Source organism: Oleiharenicola sp. Vm1 (assembly GCF_047777955.1).
Classification (GTDB): domain Bacteria; phylum Verrucomicrobiota; class Verrucomicrobiia; order Opitutales; family Opitutaceae; genus Didemnitutus.
Genome location: NZ_CP180537.1, coordinates 171,354 through 185,497 on the forward strand (window position 1 = coordinate 171,354; position 14,144 = coordinate 185,497).

The window sequence follows — 14,144 nt, forward strand, 5'->3', positions numbered from 1 at the left end:
CAGTTGTCTACGAACCGGAGGCGCCGGAGGTGCGCGGAGAAAAACAAGAAGGCGCCGGCACGAGACCGGCGCCTTTTGTTCGCATCGAACCTAAACGCGGCCGGTTGTGTTACCCCGAGGCGGGATCGGACGCGTGCGGTTCAGACAAGGGAGACGGCGGACGGGACGCCGGCGTTACGTCACTGCACCAGCACGCGGTAGCGCCAGCCCTTCAGGTCGAGCGGCACGAGGCCGTTCAGCTCGACGGTCTCGCCGGTGAAGGCGTCGGTCCACCGGCCGGTGAGCCCGGCGTCGTAGAGGTCGGCCTTCGCGTCCTTGGCGGTGAGGTTGAAGATGCCCACGACCTTCTTGGCGCCGGCCGAGCGCTCGACGACGTAGAACGTCGCGTTGTCGGTCGTGTCGAGACGGCGCATCGGCGCGCCAGTGTGGAGCGCGGGGTTCTCGCGCCGCAGCTTCGTCATCACCTGGTAGAGTTTCGTGGTGGGGGGCGTCTCCTTGGGCCAGACGATCGGGTCGCGCGAGAAGAACTCGAGGCGGCGGTCGAGGTTCACTTCCTGGCCGTTGTAGATCATCGGCACGCCGTCGAGGAGGAAGGTCAGCACGGCGAACGGCGCGTAGCCCGCGCCCATGCGGTCGAACTCGGTGCCGGCCCAGCTGTTCTCGTCGTGGCTGCTGGTGAAAACCATCAGCGCGCCGCCGCGCGGGAAGGTGGCGCGGATCTTCGCGTAGGCCTCGTCAATCCCGCTGGCGGACTTTTTCCCCTGCGCCACCTGGTTCATCGCGTGGTGCAGGTCGAAGCCGTAGGAAAGGTTGAAGGCGGCGACCTGCTGCTGCGGCAGCTCGGCCTCGGCGAGGAAGAACGCGTCGGGCTTCACGGCGCGGACGCGCCTCGTGACTTCGTTCCAGAACGGCGTGGGCAGGCCCCAGGCGACGTCGCAGCGGAAGCCGTCGATGCCGAAGTTCTTCACCCAGTGCAGGAGGACGCCGGCCTGGTAGTCGAGGAGGCCGGGGGCATTGAAGTCGAACTGCACGACGTCGGTCCAGTCGGTGCCGTGCGGCGGCGTGAGGTTGCCCTGCTCGTCGCGCCAGAAGAACTCCGGGTGAGTCTTCGTCAGCGCGTTGTCGGGCGAGACGTGGTTGGGCACCCAGTCGAGGATGACGCGCAGGCCCTGCGCGTGCGCGGCGTTCACGAGGTCGCGGAGGTCCTGCTCGGTGCCGAACTCGGGGTTGACGCCCTGGTAGTCTTTCACGGCGTAGTAGGAGCCGAGCGGGCCCTTGCGGTGGAGCTCGCCGATCGGGTGGATGGGCATGAGCCAGAGGATGTCGACGCCAAGCGCCTTGAGGCGCGGCAGGTCGGCGGTGACGGCGGCGAACTTGCCGCTGTCGGAATACTGGCGGACGTTGATCTCGTAGATCGTGCTGCCGCGCGCCCAGGCGGGGACGCCGACGGCGGTGTGCATCGCGCTCGGGATGGGCTTCTCGCGCTCGGGCGCGGCGACGGCGAAGACGAGCGAGGCGAGGACGGCGTGCAGGCCGGCGAGGAAGAGGGCAGGGCGGCGGCGGATCATGGGGAAAGCGGGGGGATTAGAGGGTCGAGACCGTCTGGGTGGACGCGGCCTCTGGCACGCGCTGCAACGCGAGCGCGGCGACGAGCATGCTGGCGCCGCCGACCATCACGGCAGCGATGGCGCGACCGCCGAGCAGGTGCTGCACGACGGGCCCGAGCACGGTGGCGGCGAGGATCTGCGGGAGGACGATGAAGAAGTTGAAGACGCCCATGTAGAAACCCATCTGCGCGGGCGGGATGGAGTTCGAGAGCAGCGCGTAGGGCATGGAGAGGATCGTGGCCCAGCCGATGCCGACGCCGACCATGGAGACGATCAGCAGCTTCGGCTCGTGCACGAAGCCGGCGGAGAGCAGGCCGGCACCGGCGCAAAGCAGGCCCACGCGGTGCATGGCCTTGGCCGGCACGCCGCGCTGCGCCAGGGCGACGAGCACGAACGAGACCGCGAACGCCACGCCGTTGTAGGTGGCGAAGCACACGCCGCCCCACTCGATGCCGCGCTGGTATGCCGGCGAACCGGGCTGGCCGCCGAAGACGCCGTGCGCGATCGCCGGCCCGAAGTAGATCCACATGCAGAACAAGCCGAGCCAGGTGAAGAATTGCACGACGGCGAGGCGGCGCATGACGTGCGGCATGTGCGAGATGCCGTGGAGAATCTCGCCGACGAAGCCCATCGGCGCCGCGGCCGCGTCTTTCGCCGCGGGCTCCGCCTCGGGCGGGTGCTCCCGCGTGGTGACGATGGTGTAGAGCACGGAGAGCAGATAGACCCCCGCGCCGATGTAGAACGCCAGGCGCACGGACTGCGGGATGGCGCCGGCGTGCGCGGCATCGTTGGTCACCCCGAGCTGGGTGAGCAGCCACGGCAGCGAGGACGAGAGCACGGCGCCGAGGCCGATGAGCAGGCTCTGCATGGCGAAGCCGACCTGGCGCTGGTGCGGCGGCATGAGGTCGGCCACAAAGGCGCGGAACGGCTCCATGCTGACGTTGACCGACGCGTCGAGGATCCAGAGCAGTCCCGCGGCCATCCAGAGCGCGCCGGAGTTGGGCATGGCGAGCAGGCAGAGGCTGGCGAGGATCGCGCCGACGAGGAAATACGGGCGGCGGCGGCCGAGCGTCTTGTGCCAGGTGCGGTCGCTGTAGTAGCCGATGATCGGCTGCACGATCAGGCCGGTGAGCGGCGCGGCGAGCCAGAGGATCGGGATGTCGCCCTCGGACGCGCCGAGATATTGGTAGATGGCGCTCATGTTCGCCATCTGCAGACCCCAGCCGAATTGGATGCCGAAGAAGCCGAAACTCATGTTCCAGATCGCGGGCAGGGTGAGGGGTTTGAGGTCTTTCATTCGGACAACGGGGTTGGAAAACGAAAACGCGGCACGCGGCGGGAACCGCGCGCGCTCAATGCGCGGGCGGCTCGCTGTAGTCGCGCACCGGGCGGTCGCCGGTGCGGTCGTAGAGCTGGATCCAGTGCTTGAGCGTGGCGACTTTGTCGGCGCGGAGTTTCGCGAGATCGTCGGCGGTGAAGCGCCAGACCCAGTTGCCGTCCATCGTGCCGGGGCGGTTGAAGGTCGCACTCGCCGGCAGGTCGAGCAGGTCCTGCATCGGGATGACGGCGAGGCGCGAGACGGTCGCGAGCGTGGCGCGGATGATCGGCCAGGCGGACTTCGCGCTGCCGTTGAGCGAGAAATACTCGGCCACCTTGCCGGCGTAGGGCTCGGTGAGCGACTCGAGCCAGCCGCGGGTGGTGACGTTGTCGTGCGTGCCGGTGTAGGCGACGCTGTCGGGCGGGTAGTAGTGCGGGAGGTTGGCGTTGTTGGCGTCGTGGCCGTAGGCGAACTGCACGATCTTCATGCCGGGCAGGCCGGCGCCGCGGCGGAGTGCGACGACGCCGGGCCCGATGTAGCCGAGGTCCTCGGCGATGATCTTGGCATCGGGCAGCGCCACGCGGATGGCGGTGAAGAACGCGGCGCCGGGGCCGGTGCGCCACTGGCCGGTGCGGGCGTCGGGCGCGTCGGCGGGGATTTCCCAGTAGGTGTCGAAGCCGCGGAAGTGGTCGAGGCGGATGATGTCGTAGAGCTCGAAGGCCGCGCGCAGGCGGTCGATCCACCACTGGTAGCCGGTGCCGCGCAGGTATTCCCAGTCGTAGAGCGGGTTGCCCCAGAGCTGGCCGAGGGCGGAGAAATAATCCGGCGGCACGCCGGCGACGACCGTCGGCTGGCCGTCCGCGTCGAGCTGGAACACCTCGCGGTGCGCCCAGGTGTCGGCGCTGTCGAGCGCGACGAAGATCGGCACGTCGCCGATGATGCCGACGCCGCGGCGCGCGGCGTAGCGGCGCAGGCGGTCCCACTGGCCGAAGAAGACGTATTGGTAGAACGCGTGGCGCTCCGCCTCCTTCTTCACCGCGTCGGGAAAGAGCGCGCGCAGCGACGGCGTCCAGCGGCGCAGTTCGGTCGGCCACGTCGTCCACGCGCGGCCCTGGAAGTGCGCCTTGAGCGCCATGAAGTCCGCGAAGGGCTCGAGCCAGCCGGCGTTGGCGGCGCGGAATTCCTTGAACGAGCCCATGGCGTCGATCTCGTCCTTGCCGCTCGCGGAAAAACGGTCGCTGGCCTTGGCGAGCGCGGTCCAGAAGCGTTCGTAGAGCGCGCCGTAGAAGACCTGGCTCGCAGGCAGCGCGCGCAGCGGCACGAGCTCGGTGTCGGTGAGCAGGCCTTCCTCCTTCAGTTCGCCGAGGTCGATGAAGTAGGGGTTGCCGGCGCGGCCGGAGAAGAGCTGGTAGGGCGAGTCGCCGAACCCGGTCGGGCCGATGGGGCAGATCTGCCAGTAGCGGACGCCGGCCTCGGCGAGGAAGTCGACGAAGCCGCGGGCGCCGGCGCCGAGGTTGCCGATGCCGTAGTCGCCCGGCAGGGACGAGACGTGCGCGAGCACGCCGGCGGCGCGAATGTTCAACCAAGAGGCGGGAGCGGCTTCCATGTTCAGCGGAATTCGACGACGCGGGCCTGGCCGTTGTCGGGGAGGCGGAGGGTGACGGTGTCGTTGGTCCCGCGCGACCACGCATCGGCAGTCAGCGCGGCGCCGTCGACGAACACGGCATGGGCCGTGACGCCGTGGACGACGATCTCGAACTCGCGCGCCGGCGGCTGGAAGGCGCCCGCGGCGCGCAGGCTGAGCCGGCGGTCGGCGAAGGTGAGGGTGGTGCGGCGCAGCGCGCCCTTTGGTAGGCGGGCGAGAGGCCGTCGTCCTCGTAGAGCGAGCCGGTGGCGGCGCCGTGCGCGTCGGGATAGACGTCGAAGCGCAGCGGGTTCCAGGGCTTCTCGCCGGTGTGGCGCATGGCGACGGTCGACGGCACGATCGAGCCGCCGCGCACGTAGAGCGGGAGGTGGTCGAGCGGCACCGCGACGCTGCGCATCTGGCCGCCGGCGATGATCGCGCCGCTCCAGTAGTCGAACCAGGTGCCGGCGGGAAAGTAGACTTCGCGCTCGCGCTGGGCGGCGCGGGTGACGGGGGCGGCGAGCAGCGCGTCGCCGACCATGAACTGGTCGTCGATCGTGGCGGTGTTCTCGTCGTCCTGGAAATTGAGCACGAGCGGGCGGAAGAGCGGCACGCCGGTGCGCGCGGCCTCCTCCATCGTGGTGTAGATGAAGGGCAGGAGCGCGTAGCGGAGCTTGATGAACTTCCGGGCGATGTCCTCGTAGTAGGCGCCGAAGCGCCACGGCTCCTTGTCGTAGCTGTCGATGGCGGTGTGGTTGCGGAAGAAGGGCGAGAAGGCGGCGATCTGGTAGGAGCGCGCGAGCAGCTCGCCGTCGCCGCGGCCGATGAAGCCGGGGATGTCGGCGCCGACGAAGGCTTCGCCGCTGAGGCCGAGCGAGGCGAACATCGGGACGTTGAGCGAGAGCGAGGCGAAGGTGGCGTTGTTGTCGCCGGTCCACTTCACGGCGTAGCGCTGGATGCCGGCGTAGCCGGCGCGCGTAATGACGAACGGGCGGCGGTCAGGCTGCAAGCGTTGGAGGCCCTCGTAGGTGGCGCGGGCCATGTTCAGCGCGAAGGTGTTGCGCAGGCCGTTGTAGGGCGTGTGCTGGCCGAGGTCGTCGAAGCGGATGTTCTCGTGGAGCTTGCCGCTCGGGTCGCGGAAGTCGGCCGGCTCGTTCATGTCGGTCCAGATGCCGGCGACGCCCGCGGCGGTGAGCGCGCGGTGCTGCTCGCCCCACCAGCGGCGCGCGTCCTCCTTCGTGTAGTCGACGAAGACGGATTTGCCGGGCCAGACTTCGCCGACGTAAACGGAGCCGTCGGTTTGCTTGAGGTAGAAATTCTTCGCGAGGCCCTCGTCGTAGGGCGTGTAGCCGCCCTCGGGCTGAAACTTCACACCGGGATCGACGATGGTAACGAGGCGGATGCCCTTCGCGGCGAGCGAGCGGGCCAAGCCGGCGGGGTCGGGGAAGCGCGACTTGTCCCACGTGAACACGCGGTAGCCGTCCATGTAGTGGATATCGAGATGGATGACGTCGAGCGGCAGGTCGTGCGCGCGGTATTGGTCGGCGATGTGCTCGACGAGCTTGTCCGGATAGTAGCTGTAGCGGCTCTGCTGGTGGCCGAGCGACCAGAGCGGCGGCAGCGGCATGCGGCCGGTGAGTTCGGTGTAGCGGCTGACGATCTTCTTCAGCGACGGACCGGCGAAGAAATAGTAGTTCAGCTCGCCGCCGTCGGCGGTGTAGTTGGCGGATTCCTGGGTGAGGTGGCCGAACTCGAAGGTGGAGCGCCAGGCGTTGTCGTAGAAGAGGCCGTAGGCGACGCTCGCCTCGAGGCCGACGTAGAAGGGGATGCTCTGGTAGATCGGGTCGGTGCCCTCGACGTAGCCGGGCGTGTCGGAGGTCCACATCACGAACTTGCCGCGGCGGCGGTCGAGGCGCGCGGCCTTCTCGCCGAGGCCGTAGAAGTGTTCCTCGTAGCCGAGTTTCTTGGCCGCGCCGACGGCCCCGGTTTGCGGATCGCGCGCCATCGGGCGGGCGTCGGCGTTGAGGACGCGGCCGGTGGCGGCGTCGCGGAATTCGATCAGGAGCGGGTCGCGTTGGATGACGACCTTCAGCTCGGCGGTGGCGAGCGTGACGGCGGCGGTGTCCTCGGAAAATTGGAAGGGGACGGCGGGCCAGTCGGTCTTGGCGACGGCCCAGGAGTGGTCGAGCGCGGGCTTCTGCCCGGCGAAAGGGTGCGCACGCGGACGAGGTCGGGTGCGAAGACGCTCACGGCGACGGTCGAGCCGTCGGCGGCGGTGAGCAGGACGCCTTGCGCGGTGCGGGCGGTCGCGGCGACGGCCCCGATCGGCTGCAGGGTGGTGTGGTCGGCCGCGAGGATGACGGCGTGGCTGAGGACGAGCGAACTAGCGAGGGCACACACGAGGAAGCGCACGGCGGAAACGGGTTGAGACAGAGGCGGAGATGACGCGGCCACCAGCGTTGAACTGGTGGCCGCGCGGAAACAAACCGGGACGGGCTGTCCCGTGCGATCAGAACTTGTAGGAGGCGCCGACCGAGTAGGAGGCACCGTATTTCTGATAGTTGATCACGCGGCGCGGATCGTTGTTGTCGAAGGTGACCAGCGGCTCGTTGTTCAGGTTGTAGGCCTGGGCGAGCAGCGTGAGGTTCTTGAGCGGACCCTTCTCGAAGGTGTAGCTGAGCTGAGCATCGACGGTCTTTTCCGGCTGGGCGACGGAGAAGCCGCCGTTCGGGTTGACGTCGCCGCCACGGCTCGGGGGACCGAACGTGGTGATGTATTGGCGGTTGGCCGAACGATACTTTTCGCTGATGCGCGCGGAGAAGCCGTGGCGCTCGTAGTAGACCGTGACCGTGGCGACCTTGCGCGACCAGCCGGCGATCGGCATGTCGGGGCCGGTCGGGCCGAAGGGCTTGATCTTGGAGTCGGTGTAGGCGCCGCTGGCCCAGATGCCGAAGCCCTTGATGTCTTTGAAGAACAGCTCGGAGGGCAGCGAGAGCGTCGCCTCGAGGCCCTTGATCGTGCCGCCCTGGCCGTTGACCGGCTGGGAGACGACGCCCTGGCGGAGCACGGGCTCGGGACCGCTGCGGACGGGGTAACCGGTGAAGTCGACGACCGACTGCTGCTCGTAGATGTAGTTCGTGAGCTTCTTGGTGAAGCCGGCGAGCGAGACATAGCCCTTGTTGTCGGCGAAGTAGTGCTCGAGCGAGAGGTCGAGGGAGTTGGCCGCCCACGGCTTCAGGTTCGGGTTGCCGCCGCTGCCGCTCCACGGGCTGGTGACGGAGGACGTGGCGAAGGTCGGATCGTAACTCCACGTGCGGGAGGCGCGCATATCATACATGCGCGGGCGGGCATACTGGCGGGCGGCGCTGAAGCGCAGCACGGTGTTCTCGCGGAGCTTGAAGTTGAGCGCGAGGTTCGGGGCGGCCTGGTTGTAGGTCGCGCCGGCGGAGACCGGGTTGAGCTGGTTGCCGCTGGCGGAGTAGCCCTTCGACTTCTGGTCGGTGTGGATACCGCGGACACCGATGTTGCCGGAGACGGGAATGTTGCCCCACTTGGCGTCGATGTTCAGCTGCACGTAGGCCTGCGTGATCTTCTCGTCGACGTCGTAGCGGTTGGCGACGATGCCGGTGTCGTTGTTGGCGGTGAAGCCATACATGCCGCCGTCGTAGGCCGCGAGCGGGTCGAAGGCGTAGATGCGGCCAAGGCCGAGGAAGCTCATGTCGGTCGTGCCGATGCTCGGCGGAATGGTCATGGTGACGGTGCCCTTCGAGTTGATGTAGCCGGAGGGGCCTTCGCCTTCGCGCTTGTAGCGCTCGCCAAAGAAGGCGCCGGCCTCGATTTCCTTAAACAGCTTGGGCAGCTCGTGCTTCGTGGAGGCCTTGATCTGGCCGAGTTCGTCCTTCGATTTGAAATATTTCAGGTAACCATACATGCCGCCACCGGGGAGGGAGTCCGGGCCCCAGCCCTGCGGATCGGAGAGCTTCAGGATGCTGCCGTCGGCGTAGTTCTTGCCCATGGTGATCGTGGGAATCTCGCCGGGCACGAGCTTCACGGTGGCGGTGTCGGCCGTGGTGAAGGGCGTGCCGCGCTGGCTGATGCCGGCGTAGGTCTCGAGGTTCTGGTCGTCGCGGCTGATCTTCGAGTAGCCGGCGTCGATCTCGATCGGCCATTCGGACTTCTCGTTGATCTTGAGATTGGCGCCGACGGACGTGGGGGAGGCGTCGCGCACGAACACGTCATTGCGCACGATGGGCATGACGTTGTTGAAAACCATGTTGGTCGCGAGACCGTTGGTGATCGTGGCACCGGCCTGCGCCTGCGCGCCGCTCCACCAGAGCGGGATTTCCATGCCGCGGAGCAGCTGCTTTTCCTGGAAGTCGGACTTGAAGACGTCGATCTTGCCGTGGATGTGCTCGTTCGGCTTGAACTCGAGGACGAACATCAGGCTCTTGCGGTCGAGGATCGAGTTGCGGACGTAGGACTTGGTGCCGCCGAGGACGTAGTTGTTGCTGGCGTCCGTCGGGTAGCCCCACGCCTGGAACTGCTGGCCGGCCCACGGCGTCTTCGAGTAGGTGACGCCGAGACCGACGCCCACCTTGCCGTCGGCAAACTGGTCAATGTAGGTGAGGCCGAAACGCTCGCCCTTCGCGCTCACGCCGGGCGTGAGCTGGCCGAGTTGGTTCCAGTTGTAGTAGGCGTTCATGTTGACCTGACGCTTGCCCTTGCTGAGGGGGCTGTAGGTCTGCATGTCGATCGTGCCGGCGAGGCCCTGGCTCATGAGGTTTGCCGCCGCGGTCTTGTAAACCACGACGCCGTCGAAGAGCTCGGCCGGATACTGGTCGAACTCGAGCGCGCGGTTCAGGTTCGTCGAAACCTGCTCGCGGCCGCCGAGCGTGCCGACCGTGAAATCCGCGGCGAGCCCGCGGACGCTGATCTGCTGGCTGCGGCCGTTGGTGCGCTGCGCGGCGAGACCGGGCAGGCGGGTGAGGGAGTCCGCGATGGAGACGTCGGGCAGCTTGCCGATGTCCTCCGGCGCGATCACTTCCGTGATGTTGACGGCGGCCTGCTTTTTCTCGGCCGCGGCCGCGAGCGAGCCGCTGAAGCCCGCGCGGACCTTGTAAGCATCGAGAATGACGACATCGTCGTCCTTCTTCTTTTCATCGGCGGCCGCCGCTTGCGCGTAAGCCGACAAGGCCGTCTGCGAGAGCAGCAGGCCGGCGACCAGTCCTCGAGTGAGGAACCGGCGCGATTTCTGATGGTTGTGGGTGTGCATGGTGGGGGGATAAAAATCCAACCGCAGCGAGACGGGGGTTAACAGGGGGGTGCGCCAACAGCAGGCGCCGTGAGGGGATAGTCCGAGGAAATCCGGTCCGGCGCGGGTCGCGATTCGCTTTCGGCGCAGAAAACCGAGATGCGCCGGAAAACTCTTAGATGCCCGCGAGGGCGCGCCTCGGCCGTCCTCCGCCGCGCACTTTCCCTCTGAAAACCCGCCGCGGCCGCGGCGCGACCCCGACCGCGGGTCCGCGCCAACCCGGTTTTGGCGGCCTCCGCCTAAGTTTTTTCAAGGGCATGGAAGTCTTGTCACGGCGCGCCCGTTTGACCGCCGGGGCCCCGGACGCGAACGTGGCTGCACTCCCCATGACGTTCCCCCTTCGACCCGTCCGTGGCGCGCGTGCGTCGCGTGTTGGCTGGTTTCCCTCGTTGGCGCCCACGCCCAGACCGTCGCGCCGGTCGCCCTCGCGCGCTTCACCCATCCCGGCGCCGGACAGACCATCTACATCCTGATGCCCGACCGGTTCGCCAACGGCGATCCGTCCAACGACACCGGCCACCTCCCCGGCGGCCCCGAGCAAAACGGCTTCGATCCCACCCGCATCGGCTACTACCACGGCGGCGATTTCGCCGGCCTGACCGGCAAGCTCGACTACATCCAGGGGCTCAACGTCTCCACTATCTGGACCACGCCGCCCTACCGGAACAACCCCGTCCAGGACGGCTCCGCCGGCTATCACGGCTACTGGCCCATCGATTTCCTCAACGTCGACCCCCACCTCGGCACCAACGCCGACTACCGCGAGTTCATCCGCCAGACCCACGCCCGCGGCCTCCGCGTCTACCTCGACATCGTCGTCAACCACACCGGCGACATCATCAAATACCGCGGCGGCCGCTTCACCTATATCGACCAGACCACCGCCCCCTACCGCGACGCCCAGGGCCGGCCCTTCGACGCACGCGCCGTCGCCTACAACGGCCTGAACGACCCTGCCGCCTTCCCCGCCCTCTCCGCCGAGCGCAGCTTCGCCTACGTCCCCGTCGTCCCGCCGGGCCTCGAGCACGCCAAGAATCCCGACTGGCTCAACGACGTCACCCTCTACCACAACCGCGGCAACAGCACCTTCCAGGGCGAGAGCGCCGTCCACGGCGACTTCGTCGGCCTCGACGACCCGATGAACGAGCACCCGCGCGTCGTCCGCGGCTTCATCGACATCTTCAGCCAGTGGCTCGACTGGGGCGTCGACGGCTTCCGCATCGACACCATGCGCCACGTGAACACCGCGTTCTGGCAGGCCTTCAACCCCGCCATCCGCGCCCGGGCCCGCGCGCTCGGCCGCCCGGACTTCCTCCAGTTCGGCGAGGTCATGAACGAGGTCGGCGACGTCGCCTACCTCAGCGAGTTCTCCACCGGCTCCCTCCCCGCCGACTCCACCACCGACTTCGGCTTCGCCGCCGCCGCCCGCAAATTCATCTCCCAGGGCGGACCCGCCGCCGCGCTCGAGGACTTCTTCCTCCGCGACGACTACTACACGGACCACGACAGCAACGTCCACTCCTCGGTCACCCTGCTCGGCAACTACGACATCGGCCGCTGGGGCTACTTCCTCCTCCAGGACAACCCCGGCGCGCCGCTCGACCAGATCGCCGACCTCGCCCGCCTCGGCCACGGCCTGATGTATTTCGCGCGCGGCATGCCCACGCTCCACTACGGCGACGAGCAGGGCATGCTCGGCGCCGGCGGCAACGACCAGCAGGCGCGCGAGGACATGTTCCCCCGCAGGCCGCCGCCTACCGGAACGCCCGGCTCCTCGCCACCACGCGCACCGGCGCCGACGACAAGTTCGACCCGACCCACCCGTTCTACCGCCTCTTCGCCCAGCTCGGAAAACTCCGCCGCGAGCACGCCGCCCTCCGCACCGGCGCCATGATCCTGCGCCCGACCGCCGAGCCGGCGCTCTTCGCCTTCTCGCGCGTCGAACGCCGCGAACTCGTGGAATACGTCGCCGTCTTCAACGCCTCCCGCACCGCCACGCTCACCGCCAGCGTGCCCACGAGCCAGCCCGCCGGCGCCCACCTCGTCCCGCTCTTCGCCTCGCGCGCCGCCGACCCGGCCGCGGACGCCCCGCTCGTCGCCGACGCCCACGGCGCCGTCCGCGTCTCGCTCGCCCCGCTCCAGTTCGCCCTCTGGCGCGCCGCCCGCCCACTCCCGGCGCCGGCCGCCGCCCCCGCCATCGCCCTGGTTACCCCCGCCGCCGGCGCGGCACTCGCCTTCAACGCCCGCGAGATCGACAACCTCGTGTTTCCCTCGCGCCGCGAGCTCCGCGCCGAGGTCACCGGCGGCGACGGCGTCGCCGAGGTCACGTTCGTGCTGCAGCGCGCCTCGCGCCCGGGCCAGGTCGAGCTGCTCGGCACGGACGACGCGCCTCCCTACCGCGTCTTCTGGACGCCCCCGCCGACCTCGCCCCGGACGAGAAGCTCACGTTCATCACCACCGTGAACGATCTCCGCGGCCATACCGCCGCCGCCCAGGTCGGCGGCATCACCGTCGTTCCGACCACGATCCAGTTCGGCATCGCGCACGCGCAAAGCCCGACCTTCACCGCGCAACCGCCCGCCCAGCTCGCCGTCGCGCCCGGCGCCGCGCTGCACCTCGCCGCCGCCGCCCGCGGCTCCGGCGACCTCGAATACCAGTGGTATCGCGACGGCGAGGCCATCCCCGGCGCCACCGCGCCGACCTACGACGTGCCGCACGCCGCCGCGCAGAGCGGCAGCTACCGCGTCGCCGTGCACAACCTCGCCGGCACGACGCTCAGCGGCGGCACGACCGTGACCGTTCGCGACTGAGCGCCGGACCGGGCGGTCCCGCCTCAGCGGCGCCAGCCCGGCACGAGCGTCTCGAGCGGCGAGGCCGGCGCCGGCGGCTCGGGCGCGACCGCGAGGATCCGCAGCCGCCGCGTGCCGCCGGGCGTCGGCCACGCGATCTCGTCGTTCACATGGTAGCCCAGCAGCGCCGTGCCGACCGGGGCGAGCACCGACAGCCGCTGCCGCTCGGGATCCGCGGCCGCGGGGATGGTGAGCACGTATTCCTCGACCTCGTCGCGGTCGAGGTCGAGCAGGCGCACCCGACTGTTCAGGCCGACCGTGCCGGGCGGCAGCGTCGCCGCGTCGCACACGACCGCGCGCTGCAGTTCGCCGCGCAGGCGGTCGCAGGCCTCGCGCTGGCGCTCGAGCGACTTCAGCAGCAGCTGCAGCACTTCGTGGTCGTGGGAGGAAACATGGATGGAGGGTGAGGTCTTCATGCGTTGGTTGGTCTTGAATTTCGGGTTGGGTTCATTCCGCCGCGGACACCGCGGCGGTGGCGAAGGACGTCCAGAGCGGCGCAAGCAGGTCGCCGCGCCGGCTGGCGCGCACGGCCTCGTGCACGTGCTCGACGCGCGCGCAGCCGAGGAGGGTCGCGGTGACCTCGGGGTGGCGCAGCGTCCACGCCAGCGCGACCTGGGCCGGCGTGGCGTCGTGCGCGAGCGCCACGGCGCGGAGACGCTCGAGCAGCGCGCCGCCTCCGCCGTAGCGCGCCTGCAGGCGCCGTGCCCGCGCCGTGTCGGGCGCGGCCACGAAGCGGTCCGCCAGCACGCCGCCGGCCAGGGGCGACTGGGCGACGAACGCGAGGCGGTGCTCGCGCGCCAGGTCGCGCAGCTCGGGCTCGAACGGCGCGCGCTCGAGCAGGGAGTAGGGTGCCTGCGCCGCCTCGAAGCGCAGCCGGTCGCGGCGCAGCGAGTGGCACAGGCACTCCATCAGCCGCCACGCCGGGAAGCCGCTGGCGCCGACGTGCCGGAGCATGCCGGCGCGGCGCAATTCCTCCAGCGCGCGCAACGCGTCGTCGGGCGGCGTCCACACCTCGCCCCACTCGCACACGAGCAGGTCGAGATACGGCGTGCCGAGCCGGCGCAGGATGCCCGCGATCTCCGCCCGCACGCGCGCCGCGAAGGCCGGCGCGCTCTGGCCGGGCGCGCGCACCAGCCGCACGTGCGTGCCGAGCACGAGCGTCTCGCGCGGCACGCGGCGGTCGCGCAGCCAGGCGCCGAGCAGCTCCTCGGAGCGGCAGAGCGCCGCCGGCGCGTCGGCGCCGAGCGTGCCGTCGGAGACGGCCTGGATGAAGTTGCCGCCCGCGGCGTGGAAGGCGTCGAGGATGGCGAAGGTGGTGGAGGCATCGGTCAGCCAGCCGAACTGCATCGCGCCGAGGCAGAGCTCGGACACCCGCAGGTCGGTGCGGCCGAATTTGCGTTGATTCATGTCGGGACCGGAAGTCGGACGGCGTTCG

11 protein-coding genes and 1 pseudogene are annotated in these 14,144 nt (G+C 69.3%); 3 read left to right on the top strand and 9 right to left on the bottom strand.

Going from position 1 to position 14,144, the window contains the following annotated elements; translation table 11 throughout:
• Positions 1-179: 179 nt before the first annotated feature.
• The 7 genes and pseudogenes from ACMYLB_RS01505 to ACMYLB_RS01535 all read right to left on the bottom strand — a co-directional run bounded on the left by ACMYLB_RS01505 (position 180) and on the right by ACMYLB_RS01535 (position 9,821).
• Positions 180-1,568: an alpha-amylase family glycosyl hydrolase gene (locus tag ACMYLB_RS01505; RefSeq protein WP_415909224.1), complete on the bottom strand. Its 1,389-nt coding sequence runs from the start codon at positions 1,566-1,568 to the stop codon at positions 180-182.
• Positions 1,569-1,584: 16 nt separating this feature from the next.
• Entirely contained in the window at positions 1,585-2,904 is a 1,320-nt protein-coding gene (locus ACMYLB_RS01510) for an MFS transporter (protein WP_415909225.1), read from the bottom strand.
• Between the two features lie 55 nt (positions 2,905-2,959).
• Positions 2,960-4,531, bottom strand: coding sequence for a 4-alpha-glucanotransferase (malQ, locus tag ACMYLB_RS01515; RefSeq protein WP_415909226.1), 1,572 nt, complete (start codon positions 4,529-4,531; stop codon positions 2,960-2,962).
• 91 nt (positions 4,532-4,622) lie between these two features.
• Positions 4,623-6,176: a TIM-barrel domain-containing protein gene (locus ACMYLB_RS01520; protein ID WP_415911137.1), complete on the bottom strand. Its 1,554-nt coding sequence runs from the start codon at positions 6,174-6,176 to the stop codon at positions 4,623-4,625.
• Between the two features lie 183 nt (positions 6,177-6,359).
• A pseudogene (locus ACMYLB_RS01525) lies at positions 6,360-6,689 on the bottom strand (alpha-glucosidase); the annotation flags it as partial.
• Positions 6,638-6,949 carry a hypothetical protein gene (locus tag ACMYLB_RS01530; protein WP_415909227.1) on the bottom strand — a complete coding sequence of 104 codons (312 nt, stop codon included), beginning with the start codon at positions 6,947-6,949 and terminating at the stop codon, positions 6,638-6,640. The gene ACMYLB_RS01530 and the pseudogene ACMYLB_RS01525, both read right to left, overlap by 52 nt.
• Positions 6,950-7,058: 109 nt before the next feature.
• Positions 7,059-9,821: a TonB-dependent receptor gene (locus ACMYLB_RS01535; protein ID WP_415909228.1), complete on the bottom strand. Its 2,763-nt coding sequence runs from the start codon at positions 9,819-9,821 to the stop codon at positions 7,059-7,061.
• Between the two features lie 511 nt (positions 9,822-10,332).
• Between ACMYLB_RS01535 and ACMYLB_RS01540 the strand changes: the two genes are divergently transcribed.
• The 3 genes from ACMYLB_RS01540 to ACMYLB_RS01550 are packed head-to-tail and all read left to right on the top strand — an operon-like array spanning position 10,333 to position 12,670.
• The gene (locus tag ACMYLB_RS01540; protein WP_415909229.1) at positions 10,333-11,754 is read left to right on the top strand and encodes an alpha-amylase family glycosyl hydrolase; all 1,422 of its coding nucleotides are present in this window, start codon (positions 10,333-10,335) and stop codon (positions 11,752-11,754) included.
• Positions 11,751-12,323 carry a hypothetical protein gene (locus ACMYLB_RS01545; RefSeq protein ID WP_415909230.1) on the top strand — a complete coding sequence of 191 codons (573 nt, stop codon included), beginning with the start codon at positions 11,751-11,753 and terminating at the stop codon, positions 12,321-12,323. Before ACMYLB_RS01540 ends, ACMYLB_RS01545 begins: the two co-directional genes overlap by 4 nt.
• Positions 12,320-12,670, top strand: coding sequence for a hypothetical protein (locus ACMYLB_RS01550; protein ID WP_415909231.1), 351 nt, complete (start codon positions 12,320-12,322; stop codon positions 12,668-12,670). The genes ACMYLB_RS01545 and ACMYLB_RS01550 overlap by 4 nt, the downstream gene beginning before the upstream one ends.
• Positions 12,671-12,693: 23 nt before the next feature.
• On the opposite strand, the gene ACMYLB_RS01555 is transcribed toward ACMYLB_RS01550, so the two are convergent.
• Complete coding sequence (locus ACMYLB_RS01555) at positions 12,694-13,125, bottom strand: GreA/GreB family elongation factor (protein WP_415909232.1); 432 nt, start codon at positions 13,123-13,125, stop codon at positions 12,694-12,696.
• A gap of 31 nt (positions 13,126-13,156) precedes the next feature.
• Positions 13,157-14,116 carry an aldo/keto reductase gene (locus ACMYLB_RS01560; RefSeq protein WP_415909233.1) on the bottom strand — a complete coding sequence of 320 codons (960 nt, stop codon included), beginning with the start codon at positions 14,114-14,116 and terminating at the stop codon, positions 13,157-13,159.
• Positions 14,117-14,144: the final 28 nt, after the last annotated feature.